At 68.6% G+C, this 16,290-nt stretch carries 15 protein-coding genes; 4 read left to right on the top strand and 11 right to left on the bottom strand.

Annotation, left to right across the window (positions count from 1 at the left end):
• Positions 1-123: 123 nt before the first annotated feature.
• Positions 124-1,071: a DNA polymerase ligase N-terminal domain-containing protein gene (locus AB0L65_RS46135; RefSeq protein WP_364259923.1), complete on the top strand. Its 948-nt coding sequence runs from the start codon at positions 124-126 to the stop codon at positions 1,069-1,071.
• A gap of 26 nt (positions 1,072-1,097) precedes the next feature.
• Here the strand turns inward: AB0L65_RS46135 and AB0L65_RS46130 are convergent, their stop codons facing one another.
• The 7 genes from AB0L65_RS46130 to AB0L65_RS46100 form a co-directional block, all read right to left on the bottom strand.
• A complete protein-coding gene (locus tag AB0L65_RS46130) occupies positions 1,098-2,018 on the bottom strand; it encodes an aldo/keto reductase (RefSeq protein ID WP_364259920.1) in 921 nt (306 codons plus the stop codon).
• Between the two features lie 260 nt (positions 2,019-2,278).
• Positions 2,279-3,259, bottom strand: coding sequence for an ABC transporter permease (locus AB0L65_RS46125; RefSeq protein WP_364259917.1), 981 nt, complete (start codon positions 3,257-3,259; stop codon positions 2,279-2,281).
• A 5-nt stretch (positions 3,260-3,264) separates the two neighbouring features.
• Complete coding sequence (locus AB0L65_RS46120; RefSeq protein WP_364259914.1) at positions 3,265-4,746, bottom strand: sugar ABC transporter ATP-binding protein; 1,482 nt, start codon at positions 4,744-4,746, stop codon at positions 3,265-3,267.
• Positions 4,746-5,771 (bottom strand): sugar ABC transporter substrate-binding protein, encoded by a 1,026-nt coding sequence (locus AB0L65_RS46115; protein WP_364259911.1) that lies wholly within the window; start codon positions 5,769-5,771, stop codon positions 4,746-4,748. The genes AB0L65_RS46120 and AB0L65_RS46115 overlap by 1 nt, the downstream gene beginning before the upstream one ends.
• Before the next feature lie 14 nt (positions 5,772-5,785).
• Positions 5,786-6,520, bottom strand: a complete 735-nt coding sequence (locus AB0L65_RS46110) for an SDR family oxidoreductase (RefSeq protein WP_364259908.1) — start codon at positions 6,518-6,520, stop codon at positions 5,786-5,788.
• On the bottom strand, positions 6,517-7,815 hold the full coding sequence (locus AB0L65_RS46105; protein WP_364259905.1) for an L-fuconate dehydratase: 1,299 nt from the start codon (positions 7,813-7,815) through the stop codon (positions 6,517-6,519). Before AB0L65_RS46105 ends, AB0L65_RS46110 begins: the two co-directional genes overlap by 4 nt.
• The gene (locus AB0L65_RS46100) at positions 7,812-8,657 is read right to left on the bottom strand and encodes a fumarylacetoacetate hydrolase family protein (RefSeq protein ID WP_364259902.1); all 846 of its coding nucleotides are present in this window, start codon (positions 8,655-8,657) and stop codon (positions 7,812-7,814) included. Before AB0L65_RS46100 ends, AB0L65_RS46105 begins: the two co-directional genes overlap by 4 nt.
• A 920-nt stretch (positions 8,658-9,577) precedes the next feature.
• Here AB0L65_RS46100 and AB0L65_RS46095 point away from each other — a divergent pair.
• Together AB0L65_RS46095 and AB0L65_RS46090 are read left to right on the top strand one after the other, a co-directional pair.
• Positions 9,578-10,762 carry a cytochrome P450 gene (locus tag AB0L65_RS46095; RefSeq protein ID WP_364259899.1) on the top strand — a complete coding sequence of 395 codons (1,185 nt, stop codon included), beginning with the start codon at positions 9,578-9,580 and terminating at the stop codon, positions 10,760-10,762.
• A 202-nt stretch (positions 10,763-10,964) separates the two neighbouring features.
• Positions 10,965-12,161 carry a transposase gene (locus tag AB0L65_RS46090; protein ID WP_364259896.1) on the top strand — a complete coding sequence of 399 codons (1,197 nt, stop codon included), beginning with the start codon at positions 10,965-10,967 and terminating at the stop codon, positions 12,159-12,161.
• A 100-nt stretch (positions 12,162-12,261) separates the two neighbouring features.
• On the opposite strand, the gene AB0L65_RS46085 is transcribed toward AB0L65_RS46090, so the two are convergent.
• The 3 genes from AB0L65_RS46085 to AB0L65_RS46075 form a co-directional block, all read right to left on the bottom strand.
• The gene (locus AB0L65_RS46085) at positions 12,262-12,672 is read right to left on the bottom strand and encodes a DUF2000 domain-containing protein (RefSeq protein ID WP_364259893.1); all 411 of its coding nucleotides are present in this window, start codon (positions 12,670-12,672) and stop codon (positions 12,262-12,264) included.
• A gap of 56 nt (positions 12,673-12,728) precedes the next feature.
• Complete coding sequence (locus AB0L65_RS46080) at positions 12,729-13,562, bottom strand: SRPBCC domain-containing protein (RefSeq protein WP_364259891.1); 834 nt, start codon at positions 13,560-13,562, stop codon at positions 12,729-12,731.
• An 80-nt stretch (positions 13,563-13,642) separates the two neighbouring features.
• Positions 13,643-14,356 (bottom strand): helix-turn-helix domain-containing protein, encoded by a 714-nt coding sequence (locus AB0L65_RS46075; protein WP_364259888.1) that lies wholly within the window; start codon positions 14,354-14,356, stop codon positions 13,643-13,645.
• 61 nt (positions 14,357-14,417) lie between these two features.
• Here AB0L65_RS46075 and AB0L65_RS46070 point away from each other — a divergent pair, with 61 nt between their 5' ends.
• Positions 14,418-15,251, top strand: coding sequence for an AraC family transcriptional regulator (locus tag AB0L65_RS46070; RefSeq protein ID WP_364259885.1), 834 nt, complete (start codon positions 14,418-14,420; stop codon positions 15,249-15,251).
• Between the two features lie 3 nt (positions 15,252-15,254).
• On the opposite strand, the gene AB0L65_RS46065 is transcribed toward AB0L65_RS46070, so the two are convergent.
• On the bottom strand, positions 15,255-16,277 hold the full coding sequence (locus AB0L65_RS46065; RefSeq protein ID WP_364259882.1) for a GDP-mannose 4,6-dehydratase: 1,023 nt from the start codon (positions 16,275-16,277) through the stop codon (positions 15,255-15,257).
• Between the last annotated feature and the right edge of the window lie 13 nt (positions 16,278-16,290).

The raw sequence follows: 16,290 nt of genomic DNA, 5'->3' as shown, positions 1-16,290 counted from the left end.
CGCCATCCCGCGCGGTGCTGGGCGTGCCCGGTCGCGCTTGGTCGGCATGACCTCGACCGGCGCGGGCCGTGTGCCGTACCCCGCTGGTGATCCGGGAGAGTACAGACGGGTAGTACCCCTGTTGTGGCCGACAAACTGGAGCGATACCGGAGCAAACGCGACGCCAGCCGCACCCCCGAGCCCATCCCCCCGTCGCCGCCCTCCTCCGGGGACGGCAACGCGTTCGTCATCCAGGAGCACCACGCCCGGTCCCTCCACTGGGACCTGCGGCTCGAGCGCGACGGCGTCCTCGTGTCCTGGGCCGTCCCCAAGGGCCTGCCCGCCGACCCCGACACCAACCACCTGGCCGTGCACACCGAGGACCACCCGATGGAGTACCTCACGTTCCACGGCGAGATCCCCAAGGGCGAGTACGGCGGCGGCACGATGACCGTCTGGGACACCGGCACGTACGAGACGGAGAAATGGTCGGATCGCGAGGTCAAGTTCGTCCTGCACGGAGAGCGGACTTCGGGGAGGTTCGTCCTGTTCCGGACCCGGGGCCAGAGCTGGATGATCCACCGCATGGACGCCCGGGCCCGCGACCCGTTCCCGCTGCCCGAACCCATGCTCCCGACCGAACGCGCCAAGCCCCCGAAGGACGTCTCGGCCTACGCCTTCGAGTTCGCGTGGGGCGGCCGCCGCCTGCTCGTCCCCATCGAGAGCGGGCGCACGACGGCCGCGCGGGAGCACCCGTGGTTGCGGGGGCTCGCGGAGTCGTTCGGCAGCCGCACGGCGATGCTGGACGGGGAGGTGGCCACGCTCGGGGGTGCCGAGATCCTGGTCTTCTACGACCTGCTGTACGACGACGGCCGCTCCCTGGTCGACCAGCCTTACACGGAGCGGCGGGCGGCGTTGGACGCGCTGGAGCTGGCGGGAGCGCATTGGCAGACCGCTCCGTCGTGGCCGGGCGAGGCGGGCCCGGTCCGTCAGGCCGCCCGCGAACAGGGCCTGCCCGGGATCGTGGCCAAACGCCTCGACTCGGCGTACGAGCCAGGGCCCTCGAAGTCCTGGCTGTACATCCCCACCTGAGCCCCGCCGGGCTCAGCGCCTCGCCGTCACTCCTTCGGCAGTAACTCCTCCGACATCAGCTCGTCCCACACCACCTCCGGGACCGGGCGGGACAGCAGGGCGGCGTTCGCGGTGATCTCCTCGGGCGAGCGGGCGCCGAGGACGACCGAGGCGACGGCCGGGTGCCGCAGGGGGAAGGCCATGGCCGCCTGGGGCAGCGTGGCGCCGTGGCGTTCGCAGATCTCCGCGATCCTCGTCGCCCGCTCCATCACCGACGCCGGTGCGGGCTCGTAGTTGTACGTGCCGGTCGGCCGCGGGGTGGCCAGGATGCCGCTGTTGAAGACGCCCGCCGCCAGCACCCTGACCCCGCGACGCGCGCATTCCTCCAGGAGCGGCAGGCCCGACTGGTCGAGCAGGGTGTAGCGGCCCGCGAGCATCACGACGTCGATGGAGGTCTCCCGGACGAAGCGCAGAAGCGCCTGCCACTGGTTCATCCCGACGCCGATGGCCTTCACCACGCCCTGCGCCCGCAGCTCGGCCAGCGCCGGGTACGCCTCCGCCAGCGCCTGGTCCATGTGGTCGTCCGGGTCGTGGATGAGCGCGATGTCGACGGCCGGGAGTCCCAGGCGTCCCAGAGACTCCTCCAGGGATCTGCGTACGCCGTCGCCGGAGAAGTCCCACACCCGCTGGAGGTCGGCGGACACGTCGAAGCCCTGCTCGTCGCGGCCGCCCGATGACGAGGCGGGCACCAGCAGGCGGCCGACCTTGGTGGACAGGACGTAACCCGAACGGTCCTTGAGCGCGGCGCCGAGGCGGCGCTCCGACAGGCCGAGCCCGTAGTGGGGCGCGGTGTCGAACAGGCGCACCCCGGCGTCCCATGCCGCGTCGACCGTGGCCCGCGCCTGCTCCTCCGACACCCCCTGGTACAGGTTTCCGATCGGCGCCCCGCCGAAGCCGTGCCGCGACACCTCAACCCCGCCACCGTCACGCCCGACCCACGACCCGCCGCCGTCACGCCCGACCCAAGACTCGTCGCCATCACGCCGGACCCAAGACTCGTCGCCCTCATGCCCGCCCGGAGAATCACCGGCCGCGCCGCCACCGTGCCCAGCCGACACACCACCGTCACGACCGGTCGGAGACCCGTCTGACGCACCACCGTCACGACCGGCCGGGGACCCGTCCGGCGCGTCGCCGTCCGAGCCGGCTGGAGGTTCGTCGATCCCGTTCAATCCTGTGCCTTTCCGCCCGCGATCCGGCTGATCATCAACGCGATGAGGATGATCCCGCCATAGATCACCGGCTGCCAGAAGCCGGAGACGCCGATGAGCGTCAAGATGTTCTGCACCAGGCCGATCACCAGCACGCCGGTGAGCGCGCCCAGGATCGTGCCCTTGCCGCCGTCCATGCTCACGCCGCCGATGACCGCCGCCGCGAACACCATGAAGATCCACCCGACGCCCTGGTTGTTGCCGATCGCCCCGAGGCGGCCGGTCTCCAGGATCCCGGCGAGCGCCGCGAGCGTCCCGCCCAGGATGAACACCCCGTACAGCACCCGATCCACCCGGATGCCGGCGGCGCGGGCGGCGTCGGTGTTGCCGCCGATCGCGTAGAGCGCGCGGCCGAGCCGCAGGTAGCCCAGGCCGAAGATGCCCGCCGCGAACAGCACACCGGCGATCCAGATGGCCGCCGGCAGGCCGAGCCACATGGCGCTGCCCAGGTAGAGGATCGAGTCGGGGAGCTGGAACAGCGTCTTGCCCTCGGTCGGCCCCTGCAGGAGGCCGTGCACGATGATCAGCATGGCCAGCGTCACGATGAACGCCGACAGCTGGAACCTGATGATCAGGAAACCGTTGAACGCCCCGATGGCCGCGCCGACCAGCAGGGCCAGCGGGATCACCAGCGCGCCGGGCAGCCCGATGCCGAACCCGCCCGCGGCCGCCGGGATCACCAGCATCACCGCGATGGCCGGCGCGGTGCCGACCGTCGACTCCAGCGACAGGTCGAACTTGCCGGCGATGAGGATCATCGCCTCCGCCAGCACGACGAGCGAGATCGCCGCCTGCTGCTGGAGCACGTTCGTGAGGTTGCCCGCGGTCAGGAAGGTCGGGTCGAGGAACGCGCCCACGACGAGCAGGATCACGATCACCGGCACCAGCGTCAGGTCACGGAACCTGGCCAGGCGCACCCGTGGAACCGGCGCAGTCATAGTGGTCAATCTTCTATGCCCTCCATCACGGCCACGAGTTCGTGGTCCGTCCAGCCACGCGGCACGTCCTTGACGACCCTGCCGTGGAACATGACCAGCACCCTGTCGCAGATCCGCAGGTCGTCGAGCTCGTCGGAGACCACGACGGCCCCCGCGCCCCGCCCGACCGCGTCCTCGACCGCGCCGAGCAAGGCCTGCTTGGCCTTGACGTCGACCCCGGCCGTCGGGTTGATCACGACCAGCACCGTCGGGTCGTCCACGAGAGCCCGCGCGAACACGACCTTCTGCGCGTTCCCCCCGGACAGGTCCCCGACCGGCTGATCAGGGCCTTCCGTCTTGATGTCGAGGTTCTTGATCATCTCGTCGGCCTTGGCCCGTCGGCGGGCCGGCGACACGATCCCGTACCGGCCGAGCTTGCGGGCGATCGGGAACGTGGCGTTCTCCCCCACCGAGAGCAGCGGGACGAAGCCCTCGTGGTGGCGGTCCTCCGGCACGAACCCGAGGCCCGCCTTCATGGCGGCGGGCACGTCGCCCGGTTTGACCCGGGTGCCGTTGACCGTGACCGTGCCGGAGTCGGCTTTGCGGAGCCCGACGAGGGTCTCGGCCAGGCCGACCTTGCCGCTGCTCGCGGAGCCTGCCAGGCCGACGACCTCGCCCGCTTTAACGGAAATATCGATATCTACGTAGCGGTCGCCGAGCGAGAGGCCCTCGCCCGACAGCACGACCCGGTCGCCCGGCGTGCGGGAGCGGGACTCGTACGCCGTCGTGGCCTCCCCCGTCATCGCGGCGACCAGCTCGTCGTGGGGAAGCTCGGCGACCGGCCTGGTCACGATGTGCCGCGCGTCGCGGAAGACCGTGACGCTCTGGCAGATCTCATAGACCTCGTCGAGGTGGTGGGAGATGTACATCATCGTGACGCCCTGCTCGCGCAGCGAGCGCATGCGCGAGAACAGCCGCTCGATGGCCGGGCCGTCGAGCCGGGCGGTCGGCTCGTCGAGGATGATGAACCTCGTCCCGAACGACAGCGCCCGGGCGATCTCGACGAGCTGGCGCTGCTCGACGGTCAGGTCGCCGGCCAGCGCCTGCGCGTCGACGTCCACCTCGTACGTGTCCAGCAGCTCGCGTGCCCTGGCCCGCAGCGCGCGCCAGTTGATCCTGGCGCCTTTGGCCGACTGGCGGTTGAGGAAGAGGTTCTCGGCGACCGTGAGCGCGGGGATGATCGTGGACTTCTGGTAGACGCAGGCGACGCGCTGCCGCCAGGCGTCGCGGTCGGCGAGGGCGGGCGCCGCCTCTCCCGAGAACAGCACCTCGCCCTCATCGGCCGGCTGGAGCCCGGTGAGGATCGACACGAGGGTGGACTTCCCCGCGCCGTTCCTGCCGACGAGCGCATGGGTCTCGCCCTCGGCGATCGCGATCCCCGCGCCGTTCAGCGCGACGGTGGGGCCGAAGCGCTTGACGACGTTTCGGGCTTCAACGTGATTTTTCATCACTTGATCTGATTACCCCAAAGGCTCTTGTCGTCCACGTTGTCCTTAGTCACGAGCGGCGCGGGGAGCTGGTCCTCCAGGCCGTTCGGGAGCTGGATGATGTTGCTGTCATGGTCGGTCGGGCCGGGCTTGAACGTCTTGCCCTCCAGCGCGGCCTTGGCGTAGAAGACCGCGTACTTGGCATACAGGTCAGCCGGCTGCGACACCGTGGCGTCGATGTCGCCCTTGCGGATCGCCTCGAGCTCCTCCGGGATGCCGTCGTTCGACACCACGAAGACGTGCTTGGGGTCGCTCGGCGGGACGAGCAGGCTCTTCTGCTTCAGCACCTGCAGCGTCGGCGCCAGGTGCACGCCGCCGGCGTGCAGGTAGATGCCCTTGATGTCGGGGTTCTGCTCCAGGCGGGTCTGCAGCATGGACGCGGCCTTGGTGCCCTCCCACTCCGTGGGCTCGCTGAACACGGTGATGCCGGGGAACTTGGACTTCATGCACTCCAGGAACGCCTCCGACCTATCACGGCCGTTGATGGAGCTGAGCGCGCCCTGGAGCTGCACGACCTTGCCCTTGCCCCCCAGCTTCTCCCCGAGGAACTCACAGGCCTTGGTCCCGTACGCGCGGTTGTCGGCGCGTACGACCATGTAGACCTTTCCCTTGTCCGGACGGGTGTCGACGGTCACGACGGGGATCTTCTTGTTCTCCAGCTGCTGCAGCGTGTTGGCGATGGCACCGGTGTCCTGCGGAGCCATGATGATCGCCTTGGCACCCTGACCCACCAGCGCCTGCACGTTGTTGACCAGCTTGGAGACGTCGTTCTGCGAGTTCGTGGGTGGCATGAGGTCCACCTTGTACTCGCCGGCCATCTGCGGGACGTACTTGATGTAGGAGTTCCAGAAGTTGGAGTCGGCCCGCGGGTGGTCGATGCCGACCTTCCCGCCGCCGTCCCCTCCTCCGGTTGTTGTCGTGCCCGAGCCACACGCGGTGACGACCGCCAAGAGGGCCGCCGCCGCGACCGCCGATCCGAACTTCATGGGGGGTACCTTCCTTAGTTGGACGCCCTCAGCCGGAGCCCTTGCATGCCCCCGTCGACCGCGAGCGCGGTCCCGGTGGTGGCGCCGGCTTCAGGACTGGCGAGATAGGCGATCGCCGCGGCGACCTCCTCCGCGCTGACCAGACGGCCCATCGGCTGCCTGGCGTTCAGTGCGGCCCGCTCCCCCTCGGGGTCGTCGGCCTTATCGAGCAGCCTCGCGACCCACGGGGTGTCCGCGGTGCCGGGGTTGACACAGTTGACGCGAATGCCCTCACGGATGTGGTCCGCGGCCATCGCGAGGGTCAGCGAGAGCACCGCGCCCTTGGTCGCGCTGTAGAGCGCGCGCTGTGGCAGGCCCGCGGTGGCCGCGATCGAGCACGTGTTGACGATGGAGGCGTGCTCTGACTGCCTGAGGTACGGCAGCGCCGCCCGCGCGACCCGGACCATGCCGAGCACGTTGACGTCGAACACCCTCTGCCACTCGCTGTCCGGATTGTCCTCGATGGTGCCCTGAGCGCCGATGCCCGCGTTGTTGACGAGCACGTCGATGCCGCCCAGCCGCTCGGCGGCCTCCGCCACCGCCGCCCGTACCTGTGCGTCGTCCGTGACATCGACCTTGATCCCGATGAACGGCTCGCCCGGCGGATTGATGTCGAGGCAGGCGACGGTCATGTCGCGCTCGGCGAGCAGGGTGGCCACGGCCAGTCCGATGCCGGACCCGCCGCCGGTCACGATCGCTTTCAGGCTCACGCGTCCCTCCATACTTCGCCGCCGGGGAATGTGTGGGCGGCGATCGACACTGCGTGCATCTCCGCGCTGAAGCCGGGCGCGGACGGTGCGGCGTAACGACCGTTGCGGATGACCACGGGGTCCACGAAGTGCTCGTGGAGGTGGTCGACGTACTCGATCACGCGGTTGTCCATGGAGCCGGTGATCGCGACGTAATCGAACATCGACAGGTGCTGCACCAGCTCGCACAGCCCGACGCCGCCCGCGTGGGGACACACCGGCACGCCGAACTTGGCCGCGAGCAGCAGGATCGCCAGGTTCTCGTTGACGCCGCCGACTCTGGCCGAGTCGATCTGCAGGTAGGAGATGGCGTTGGCCTGCAGGAGCTGCTTGAAGACGATGCGGTTCTGGACGTGCTCGCCGGTGGCCACGGGGATGGGGTCGATGCCCCTGGCGATGGCGGCGTGGCCGAGCACGTCGTCGGGGCTGGTCGGCTCCTCGACCCAATGGGGGTGGAACTCGCCCAGCGCGTTGATCCACTCGATGCCCGATCCGACGTCCCAGCGCTGGTTGGCGTCGATGGCGATCGGGAAGTCGGGGCCGCAGACCTCGCGGGCGACCCTGAACCTGCGCCGGTCGTCCTCGAGGTCGGCGCCGACCTTGAGCTTGATCTGCTTGAAGCCCTGCTCCAGGGCCTCCTTGCAGAGCCTGCGCAGCTTGTCGTCGTCGTACCCGAGCCATCCGGGGGAGGTGGTGTAGGCGGGGTAGCCGACCTCGATGAGCCGGCTGATCCGCTCCTCCTTGCCCGCCTCCTGGCTCTTCAGGATCTGGAGGGCCTCCTGCGGCGTCAGCGCGTCGCTCAGGTAGCGGAAGTCGATGAGGTCGACGATCTCCTCGGGGGACATCTCGGACAGCAGCCGCCACAACGGCTTGCCCGCCCGCTTGGCCTTGAGGTCCCACAGGGCGTTGACCACGGCGGAGATCGCCATGTGCATGACGCCCTTCTCCGGCCCCAACCAGCGCAGCTGCGAGTCGTTGACCATGTCCTTGTAGAGCGCGCCGAGGCCCTCGACATCCTTGCCGATCACGTACGGCTCGAGCGCGCTGATGGCCGTGGTCTGGATGTCGTTGCCACGCCCGATCGTGAAGGCGAACCCGTGCCCCTCGAACCCGTCATCGGTCGTGAGCACGACATAGGCCGCGGAGTAGTCGGGATCCGGATTCATCGCATCCGAGCCGTCGAGCTCGCGCGAGGTCGGGAACCGCACGTCGTGCGTCTCCATCCCGACGATCCGGTACGCGCCAGGAGTCGTCATGCCTGCCCCACCATCTGGCGCTGCCGCCCGAGCCCTTCGATCTCCAGCTCCATCACGTCACCTTCACGCAGGTACGGCTGCCCCGGCATGCCCATCGCCACGCCGGCCGGTGTACCCGTATTGATCATGTCACCCGGCTCCAGGACCATGAACTGGCTCAGGTAGCGCACGATCTCGGCCACGTCGAAGATCATGTTCTTGGTGTCGCCGTCCTGGCGCAGCTCACCGTTCACCCAGAGGCGCAGCGGCAGGCTCTGCGGGTCGCCCACCTCGTCCGCCGTCACCAGCCACGGGCCGAGCGGGTTGAACGTCTCGCACGACTTGCCCTTGTCCCACTGCCCACCGCGTTCGAGCTGGAACTCGCGTTCGGAGACGTCGTTGGAGATCGCGTACCCGGCGATCACGCCGAGCGCCTCCTCCCGGCTGCCCAGGTAGCGGGCCTCCTGGCCGATCACGACAGCCAACTCCACCTCCCAGTCGGTCTTCACACTGCCCCTGGGCACGAGCACCTCGTCGTACGGGCCGACCATGGTGTTCGCGGCCTTCATGAACACGACCGGCTCGGCCGGGACATCCTGCCCGGACTCGGCGGCGTGGTCGCTGTAGTTCAGGCCGATGCAAACGATCTTGCCCGGACGAGCGATCGGGGCGCCGATCCGCAGCCCTTCGGCATCGACGACGGGCAGGGCACCACGCTCGAGCGCGTCCCGGACGCGCGCCACTCCCCCGGAAGCGAGGAAAGCCCCGTCAATCTCGGGCTCTCCGATGTCGCGCAGGTGACCGGCGTCATCCATGACCACCGGACGCTCCTGGCCGACAGGTCCTACTCGCAGCAGCTTCACACCGCATCCTTCTCATATACATCGGATGTCTCGATTCATGATGCTCGTGCGATCGGGCAGAGCATGTCAAGGGTGACAAGACGGATACATCCGATCCGTGACCTCGAAAGACACCCCCTGGGGGTGGTCGATGCCTGTGAAGCGACTTTACCGCTCCGATGGCTGCATTCACATACACGAATTAACGCCTCCAAATACATCGGAGGTAAACCCCACCCCCAAGACCACACCTCCCACCTGCCACGCCAACCACCACCGGCAAACATCCCCCCAGGACAATCCACCCCATGCCGGCCGGGGTGGCGGCGTGGGACTCCAGCCCCCGCGATAGGCGCCAGCGCTGGGCCCAGGTCCCCGCAGCAGGTGCTTGCATGGGCCCTGTGGCAGGTGCCCGGCATGGGCCCTGTGGCAGGTGCCAGCGTGGGACTCAAGCCCTCGCGACAGGGGCGCACGGGCCGGCTTATCGAGCACGCGGGCCCCGCCGTGTCACACACGCCAGGCCAGCCGTATCGGACATGCGAGCCGACTCAATCTGGGCGCACGGAACGGCTGCATCGCGCATGAAACCCAGCCAGGTCTCGCGCGCAGACGGCCAACGACTCACACGTAGACAGCCGATGGCACGCAGACAGACAACCGGCGGCACCCCACACAGGCGGTCGACGACTCGCGCACAGGCGGCCGACGGCACGCACGCAAACGGCCAATGACACGCGTACTTCCCACCATCAAGCGAAGCCGCCGTCGTCGGTGACCGCGGGGACCTGGCACAAGCCGCATCGCCCGACGAATGCCCGACCTCGGCGGACCTCTTGTGGAGCCGTTTCGCCACTACATTGCCCCTTGACGGTCGTACAGGGACGTAATAGAACACGTTTCAAGTAGTAGTAACCAAGCGCTTGATCAAGAGGGTGAATCTGGTGCACATCGACCTCGTCGACAGGGACATTTACGCGACCACCGGACCACCACACGAGCAGCTCGCCTGGCTCCGCGCGAACTCCCCCGTCCACTGGCACGGGGGCGAGCCCGGATTCTGGGCCGTCACCCGATACGAGGACGTCGTCCATGTATCGCGGCACTCCGACCGGTTCTCCTCGCACAAGAAGCTCGCCCTGTTCGAAGAGCTGACCCAGGAACAGATCGATCTCCAGCGCCACATGATGCTCAACCAGGACCCGCCCGAGCACACGAGACGGCGTTCCCTGGTCAACCGCGGCTTCACTCCGCGTACGATCGGCGCTCTCGAAGAGCACATCCGCGACATCTGCGATGACCTCCTGGACAAGTGCACCGGCGAGATCGACTTCGTCACCGAAGTCGCCGCGCCGCTCCCCCTGTACGTGATCTGCGAATTGCTCGGCGCGCCCGTGGCCGACCGCGACAAGCTCTTCACCTGGTCCAACCGCATGATCGGTAGCCAGGACCCGGACTACTCGGAAACTCCCGAGGTGGGCTCGGCCGCCGCCATGGAGGTCTACGCCTACGCCAACGAACTCGCGACACGCCGCAGGGACACCCCGAAGAACGACATCGTCACCAAGCTCCTTCAGCCCAACGAGCACGGCGAGACGCTTGACCAGGACGAGTTCAACCTGTTCATCCTCCTCCTGGCGGTCGCCGGCAACGAGACGACCCGCAACGCGGCCTCCGGCGGCATGCTCACCCTCTTCGAGCACCCGGACCAGTGGGCCCGCCTGGTCGCCGACCCCACCCTCGCCAAGACCGCAGCCGACGAAATCGTCCGCTGGGTCTCCCCGGTCAACCTCTTCCGCCGCACCTCCACCACCGACCAGGTGCTGGGCGGGCAGGAGATCAAGGCCGACGACAAGGTCGTGGTCTTCTACGCCGCCGCCAACCGCGACCCCGCGGTCTTCTCCGACCCCGAGGTCTTCGACATCACCCGCGACCCGAACCCGCACATCGGCTTCGGCGGCGGCGGAGCTCACTTCTGCCTGGGCAACCACCTGGCCAAACTCGAACTCCGGGTCCTCTTCGAACAACTGGCCCGCCGACGCCCCAAACTCCGCCAAACGGGCTCTGCACGCCGACTTCGCTCGAACTTCATCAACGGCATCAAGGAGCTCCCTGTCACGGTCGGCTAACCCGGCCATCCGGCTATACGCGCCACGGTGCGCCACCGCCCGCCTGTGCTGCCTCGCACCCGCATGTCCGGTGTGACACGCCCGGCACGGGCGGCGACGGCATCACCACGCAGCGCAGCGGCGTGTTCAACTTCCCCATCCTAGGTTTTGCCGCCACCTGCCGATAGCGTGGCCTTCTCGTTACAGAACGTGGGAGGTGGGTGTGCGTAGGTCGTTCAAGTTCCTGATGCGCCCCACCGCCAAGCAGGCGGTCGCGCTCACCGCGTGCTTGGATGACCACCGGGCGCTGTACAACGGCGCGCTGGAGCACCGACGCACCGCTTACAGCCAGGCGGGTGTCACGATCCGCTACGGTGACCAGTCGGTGGAGCTCAAGGAGATCCGCGCGGCCGACCCCGGCGGGCAGGGGCGGTGGTCTTTCTCCTCCCAGCAGGCAACCCTGCGCCGCCTGGACAAGGCGTTCGCGGCGTTCTTCCGCCGCTTCAAGGCGGGTGACAAGCCAGGATATCCGCGCTTCAAGGGCCGGGGCTGGTTCGACACCGTCGAATGGCCCAGGGACGGCGACGGCTGCCAGTGGGACTCTCAGCCCCATCACCCCTCAACGACCTACGTGCGACTGCAGGGTGTCGGCCACGTCCGGGTGCATCAGCACCGCCTTATATGGGGTCGGGTCAAGACGATCAGCATCAAGCGGGAGGGTGCGCGCTGGTACGTGGTGCTGTCCTGCGATGACGTTCCTGCCCAACCGCTCCCGCAGACCGGTGCGGTGGTCGGCCTGGACATGGGGGTGGCTAGCCTGGTCACGACCAGCGACGGCGACCACCTGGCCAACCCGCGCCACCTGGAGACGTCCGCCGAGCGCCTGTCCGCCGCCCAGCAGGACCTGGCCCGTAAGAAGCGCGGGTCCGAGCGTCGCCGCAAGGCTGTCGTCCGCGTGGCAGCAATACACGCCAAGGTCCGCCGTCAGCGTCTGGACGGCGCGCACAAGGCCGCCCTTGGCCTGGCACGCGGCTACGACGTGATCGTGCACGAAGCACTGCGGATCGCGAACATGACCAAGGCCCCGATACCGAAACCGGACTGCGCGGGCGGCCACCTGCCCAATGGTGCCGCGGCCAAATCCGGGCTGAGCAAGTCGATTCTGGACGCGGGTTGGGGGGTGTTCCTGCGTATCCTCGCGCACAAGGCTGAAAGCGCCGGTCGCCAGTTGATCGCAGTGAATCCCCGCAACACCTCCCGCACCTGTGCCCGCTGCGGGCACTGCGCGAAGGAGAATCGCCCCAGCCAAGCAAGGTTCCGATGTACCACGTGCGGGCACCAAGCGCACGCGGATGTGAACGCGGCCGTCAACATCCTCAGGGCAGGGCTTGCCCTTCGCCAAGGCGTGCAAGTGGTCTAGCGAGAAGCCGTTCCCCAGGGAGCGGAGGAGTCACGGTGGTGAGGCGGACGCCTTAATTTGCACGACATGGTGCGGGCTGGGATAGGCAGAGGACCAAGAGTCAGGGGTGCAGGGGGAGGCCCTTCAGGACCTTGTCCACGCCGTTCTTCGGCCCATGGATCGCCACCCCCACCAGCGCCATTTCCTCCGCCTCCACCGCTCGCACGGCCGCTCGGTTGTCCGCGTCGTGTCCCGTCTTGAACATCTCCTCGATGTAGACGGCCACGTCCATCTCCCGGCCCACCGCCTTCTCCCGGACACCCCGGAGGCCCTCCAAGTCGGCCGTGTAGACGAGCACGGGCTGGCGGAGCATCGGCAGGTACGAATTGCCGGACCCATCCTCGTACGGCTCCCCCATGAGCCCCGGCACCCCGCCTGCCACCGCGCTGGACAGGAAGGCGGTGACGTTGAGCTTCTGCCATGCGGCCAGATCCGCGCGGACCACGATGCCGATCTTGGTGTCGAAACGCATGGTCACGAGTCTCCACGTCCCGCCCCCGCCGTGTCTTGAACGCTGGTGCGGAAGCGTCAGCTCACGAAGACCGGCCGCCAGTCCGGCATCTCGTGGTAGCGCCGCAGCTCCGCGACACCCGACAGGATCCCGCCCCACGCCGCGTACGGCGGGCGTTCCGCGTCGAACCCGCTCTGCACCAGCGTCAGGCGCGTCTGCCCACCGGAGCCCTCCAGCTCCCACGTGCCGACTCCCGAGGCGCCCCAGTCCAGGGAGAACTTGCTGCCGGGCTCGAGCTCCAGCACCTTTGCGGGGCTGGGGTCGTTGTCCAGGCCGCCCATCGCGAAGCGGCCGCCCACGTACGGCTCGATCTCGATCGGGAACCCGAACCACCGCGTCGCGGCCTCCGAGTCGATCAGCGACTCGAACACCTTCTCCGGCGAGGCGTCGACGGTGACCTGAGCGCGCAGGTCCGAGGAGGTGAAGTCGATCTTGGGTGTGAGCTCGCGCCCCTCAAGGTGCTCGGCCAGGTTGGCGACGGCCAGGCACCAGTACGTCTGGAGCACGCCCCGGATGCTCTTGCCCGTGATGACGTCCTGGAAGTCGAAGTGCGTCTGCGACAACGTCAGGATCGTCGCGTCCCCGTCCTCCTCCAGCGTCAACTCGGTGGTCATCTCCTCGCCGTCCAGCACCCACGCGAAGCGCACCGTGCGCTCGTCCGCGTGCAGCAGCCGCTGGTGCGGGGCGTCCCCCTCAGGCGTGGTACGCCCCCAGAACCCGAACCGGTCGGGCAGCTCCACCTCGGCGTGCTCGGCCAGCCAGATCCGCAGCGCGGCCGGGTCGGTGAGTGCGTGGCGCACGTCCTTGGCAGGCGCCTGGATGCGTGCACGAAGCGTCATGGGCTCGGTCATCGTCATCTTCTCCTTTGGAGAGTGCGAGTGTGAGTGTGAGTGGCCGATCCGCGTGGGCGGTTGCTCGCCGGGCGTCGGCATCAGGCTGGCTGTGGTCGGTTGCCCCCACCAGGCCGCCGATGCGGGCCGGTCTCGTCCGTGGGCGCCGGAGAGGCGTCGGTCGAGGAAGGGCCGGCGGGTGCCGGAGGGGTCGAAGGTGCAGGAGGGCCGCTAGCGGCCGGAGGGTCGGCGGTGGCGGGAGGGTCGGGAGCGGCGTTCGGGTAACAGGCGACGGCGAGCTTGAACGCGTCCCCCTCCGCCCCGCCGTACCGCGTGAACAGCCCCTGCAGCATCGTCTGCAGATCGTTCAGGAACTCCTGACGCTCTTCAGGACGCACGCGAATCTCCCCCGACAACCCGATAGACGGCAGCTCGGGCGCGCTCCTGTCGAGCGCCGCGATGTCCGACTGGACCTCCTCCATGAGATCCAGCAGGTAACCGAGGCTCAGCTCGTCACGCGCCTTGCGCAGCCCGATCCGGCCCACCAGCCGGGGCGACAGCCAGTACGAGCGCGCACCGGCCTGGTAGATGCCCTCGTGGATCCCGCGCACCTTGCGCTCGGACACGAGGTCCACCAGGCCCGCCTCGACCAGCCGTTTGACGTGGTAGTAGACCCGCTGCGGTGTCTGGCCGAGCCGTTCGGCGACCTCCGAGCACGTACGCGGCTCGGCCAGCTGCCGCAGCACCTCCACGCGCTGCGGCTTGAGCAGTGCCTCGGCCTGCTCGATCTCTTCCAGGTACAGGACGTCTCTCATCGCAAAAACAATCCTTTACGTAAAAATTTGGTTTGTCAATGGCGGTGAGGACAATGGATGGATGACGCATGACTGGTCCCGATACTGGCGGTCGCCCGACCGGCCGGTGGAGGCCATGCATGCCCACTTCGAGCGGCACGTCTACCACCGGCACAGCCACGAGACCTACTCGTTCGGGGTCACCGAGACCGGCGCGCAGTCGTTCACCTGCCGCGGCTCGGCCCACACGAGCTCGGCGGGCATGGTCATGGCGTTCAACCCGGAGGACCCCCACGACGGCCACGCCACGAACGCGTACGGCTTCACGTACCGGATCGTCCACATCGGTCCCGAGCTCGTGTCGAACGCCCTGACCGACGCGACGGGCCGCCACCTGGGCCTGCCCCTGTTCGGCGAGCCCGTGGTCGAGGATCCTGTCCTGGCGGGGGCGCTGCGCTCCCTGCACGCGGAGCTCCTCGGCTCCGACGCGACGGCCCTGCGGCGCGACGAGCTGCTCACGGCCACGGTCGCGGCGATCGTACGGCGGGCCGCCACGACCCCGATCCACCCGGACGGCAGGCCAGGAAGGTCGGCGAGGGTCGCGCGGCAGGCCAGGCAGCTCCTCCATGACCGTCTCAGGGACGATCTCACGAGCGACGACCTGGCGCGGGCCACGGGCGCCAGCCGCTACGCGGTCTACCGGGCCTTCCACGCGGAGTACGGGCTGTCCCCCAGCGACTACCAGCGGCAGCTACGGCTCAGAGCGGCACGTACGCTGATCGCCGGCGGCACGGCCATCAGCGAGGCGGCCACCGCGACGGGCTTCGCCGACCAGAGCCACCTGACCCGATGGTTCACCCGCTACTTCGGCCTGACCCCGGGCACCTATCGACAGGCCGTCACAGGTGAACGATGACCGTCACGGCCAGGAGCTGTCCTGGTCGGGATCGCCTCCGTCGGAGAGCAACCGCAGATCCGACTCGACCATCATCGCCACCAGCTCGTCGAACGACACGCTCGGCTCCCACCCCAGCTGCGTGCGCGCCTTCTTCGGGTCCGCGCACAGCAGGTCCACCTCGGCGGGCCGGTGCAGCGTCTGGTCGGTCACCACGTACCGCTCCCAGTCCAGCCCCGCGGCCGTGAAGGCCGCCTCCACCAGCTCCCTGACCGACTTCATCCGCCCCGTCCCGATCACGTAGTCCTCGGGATTGGCGGCCTGCAGCATCAGGTGCATCGCCTTCACGTAGTCGCCGGCGAACCCCCAGTCCCGCCGCGCCTCCAGGTTCCCCAGCCGCAGCTCGGTGGCCAGCCCCAGCTTGATCCGGGCCACCCCCAGGGACACCTTCCTGGTGACGAACTCGGCTCCCCGGCGCGGCGACTCGTGGTTGAACAGGATCCCGGACACGGCGAACATCCCGTACGACTCGCGGTAGTTCTGCGTGAGGAAGTGCCCGTACGCCTTGGCCACCCCGTACGGCGAGCGCGGGTGGAAGGCGGTCCGCTCGTTCTGCGGCGTCTCGCTGACCTGCCCGAACATCTCAGAGGATGAAGCCTGATAAAAGCGGATCTGTCGGGAAGCGCCCGAGCCCCGGGACGCCCCCGAGCACACCCGGATCGCCTCCAGCATGCGCAGCACGCCCATCCCGGTCACCTCGGCCGTGAGCTCCGCCTGCTCCCACGACATCGGCACGAACGAGATCGCCCCGAGGTTGTAGACCTCGTCAGGCTGAACGCGTTCCACCGCCGAGATCAGGGACCCCTGGTCCAGCAGATCCCCCCGTACCACCCGCACGTCGGAGAGCAGCTTGCGCATCCTGGACACGCGCGGGTTCGCCTGCCCCCGGGCCAGGCCCCACACCTCGTACCCCTGCTCCAGCAGGTGCTCCGCCAAGTAAGAACCGTCCTGGCCGGTGATGCCGGTGATCAGAGCTCGCCTGGCCAAGGGTCCTCCTGCT

Origin of the sequence: Nonomuraea sp. NPDC052116, from assembly GCF_040680035.1 — a bacterium.
Classification (GTDB): domain Bacteria; phylum Actinomycetota; class Actinomycetes; order Streptosporangiales; family Streptosporangiaceae; genus Nonomuraea; species Nonomuraea angiospora_A.
The sequence above is the reverse complement of the archived record's forward strand: the minus strand, read 5'-3'. Positions and strand labels throughout refer to the sequence as shown.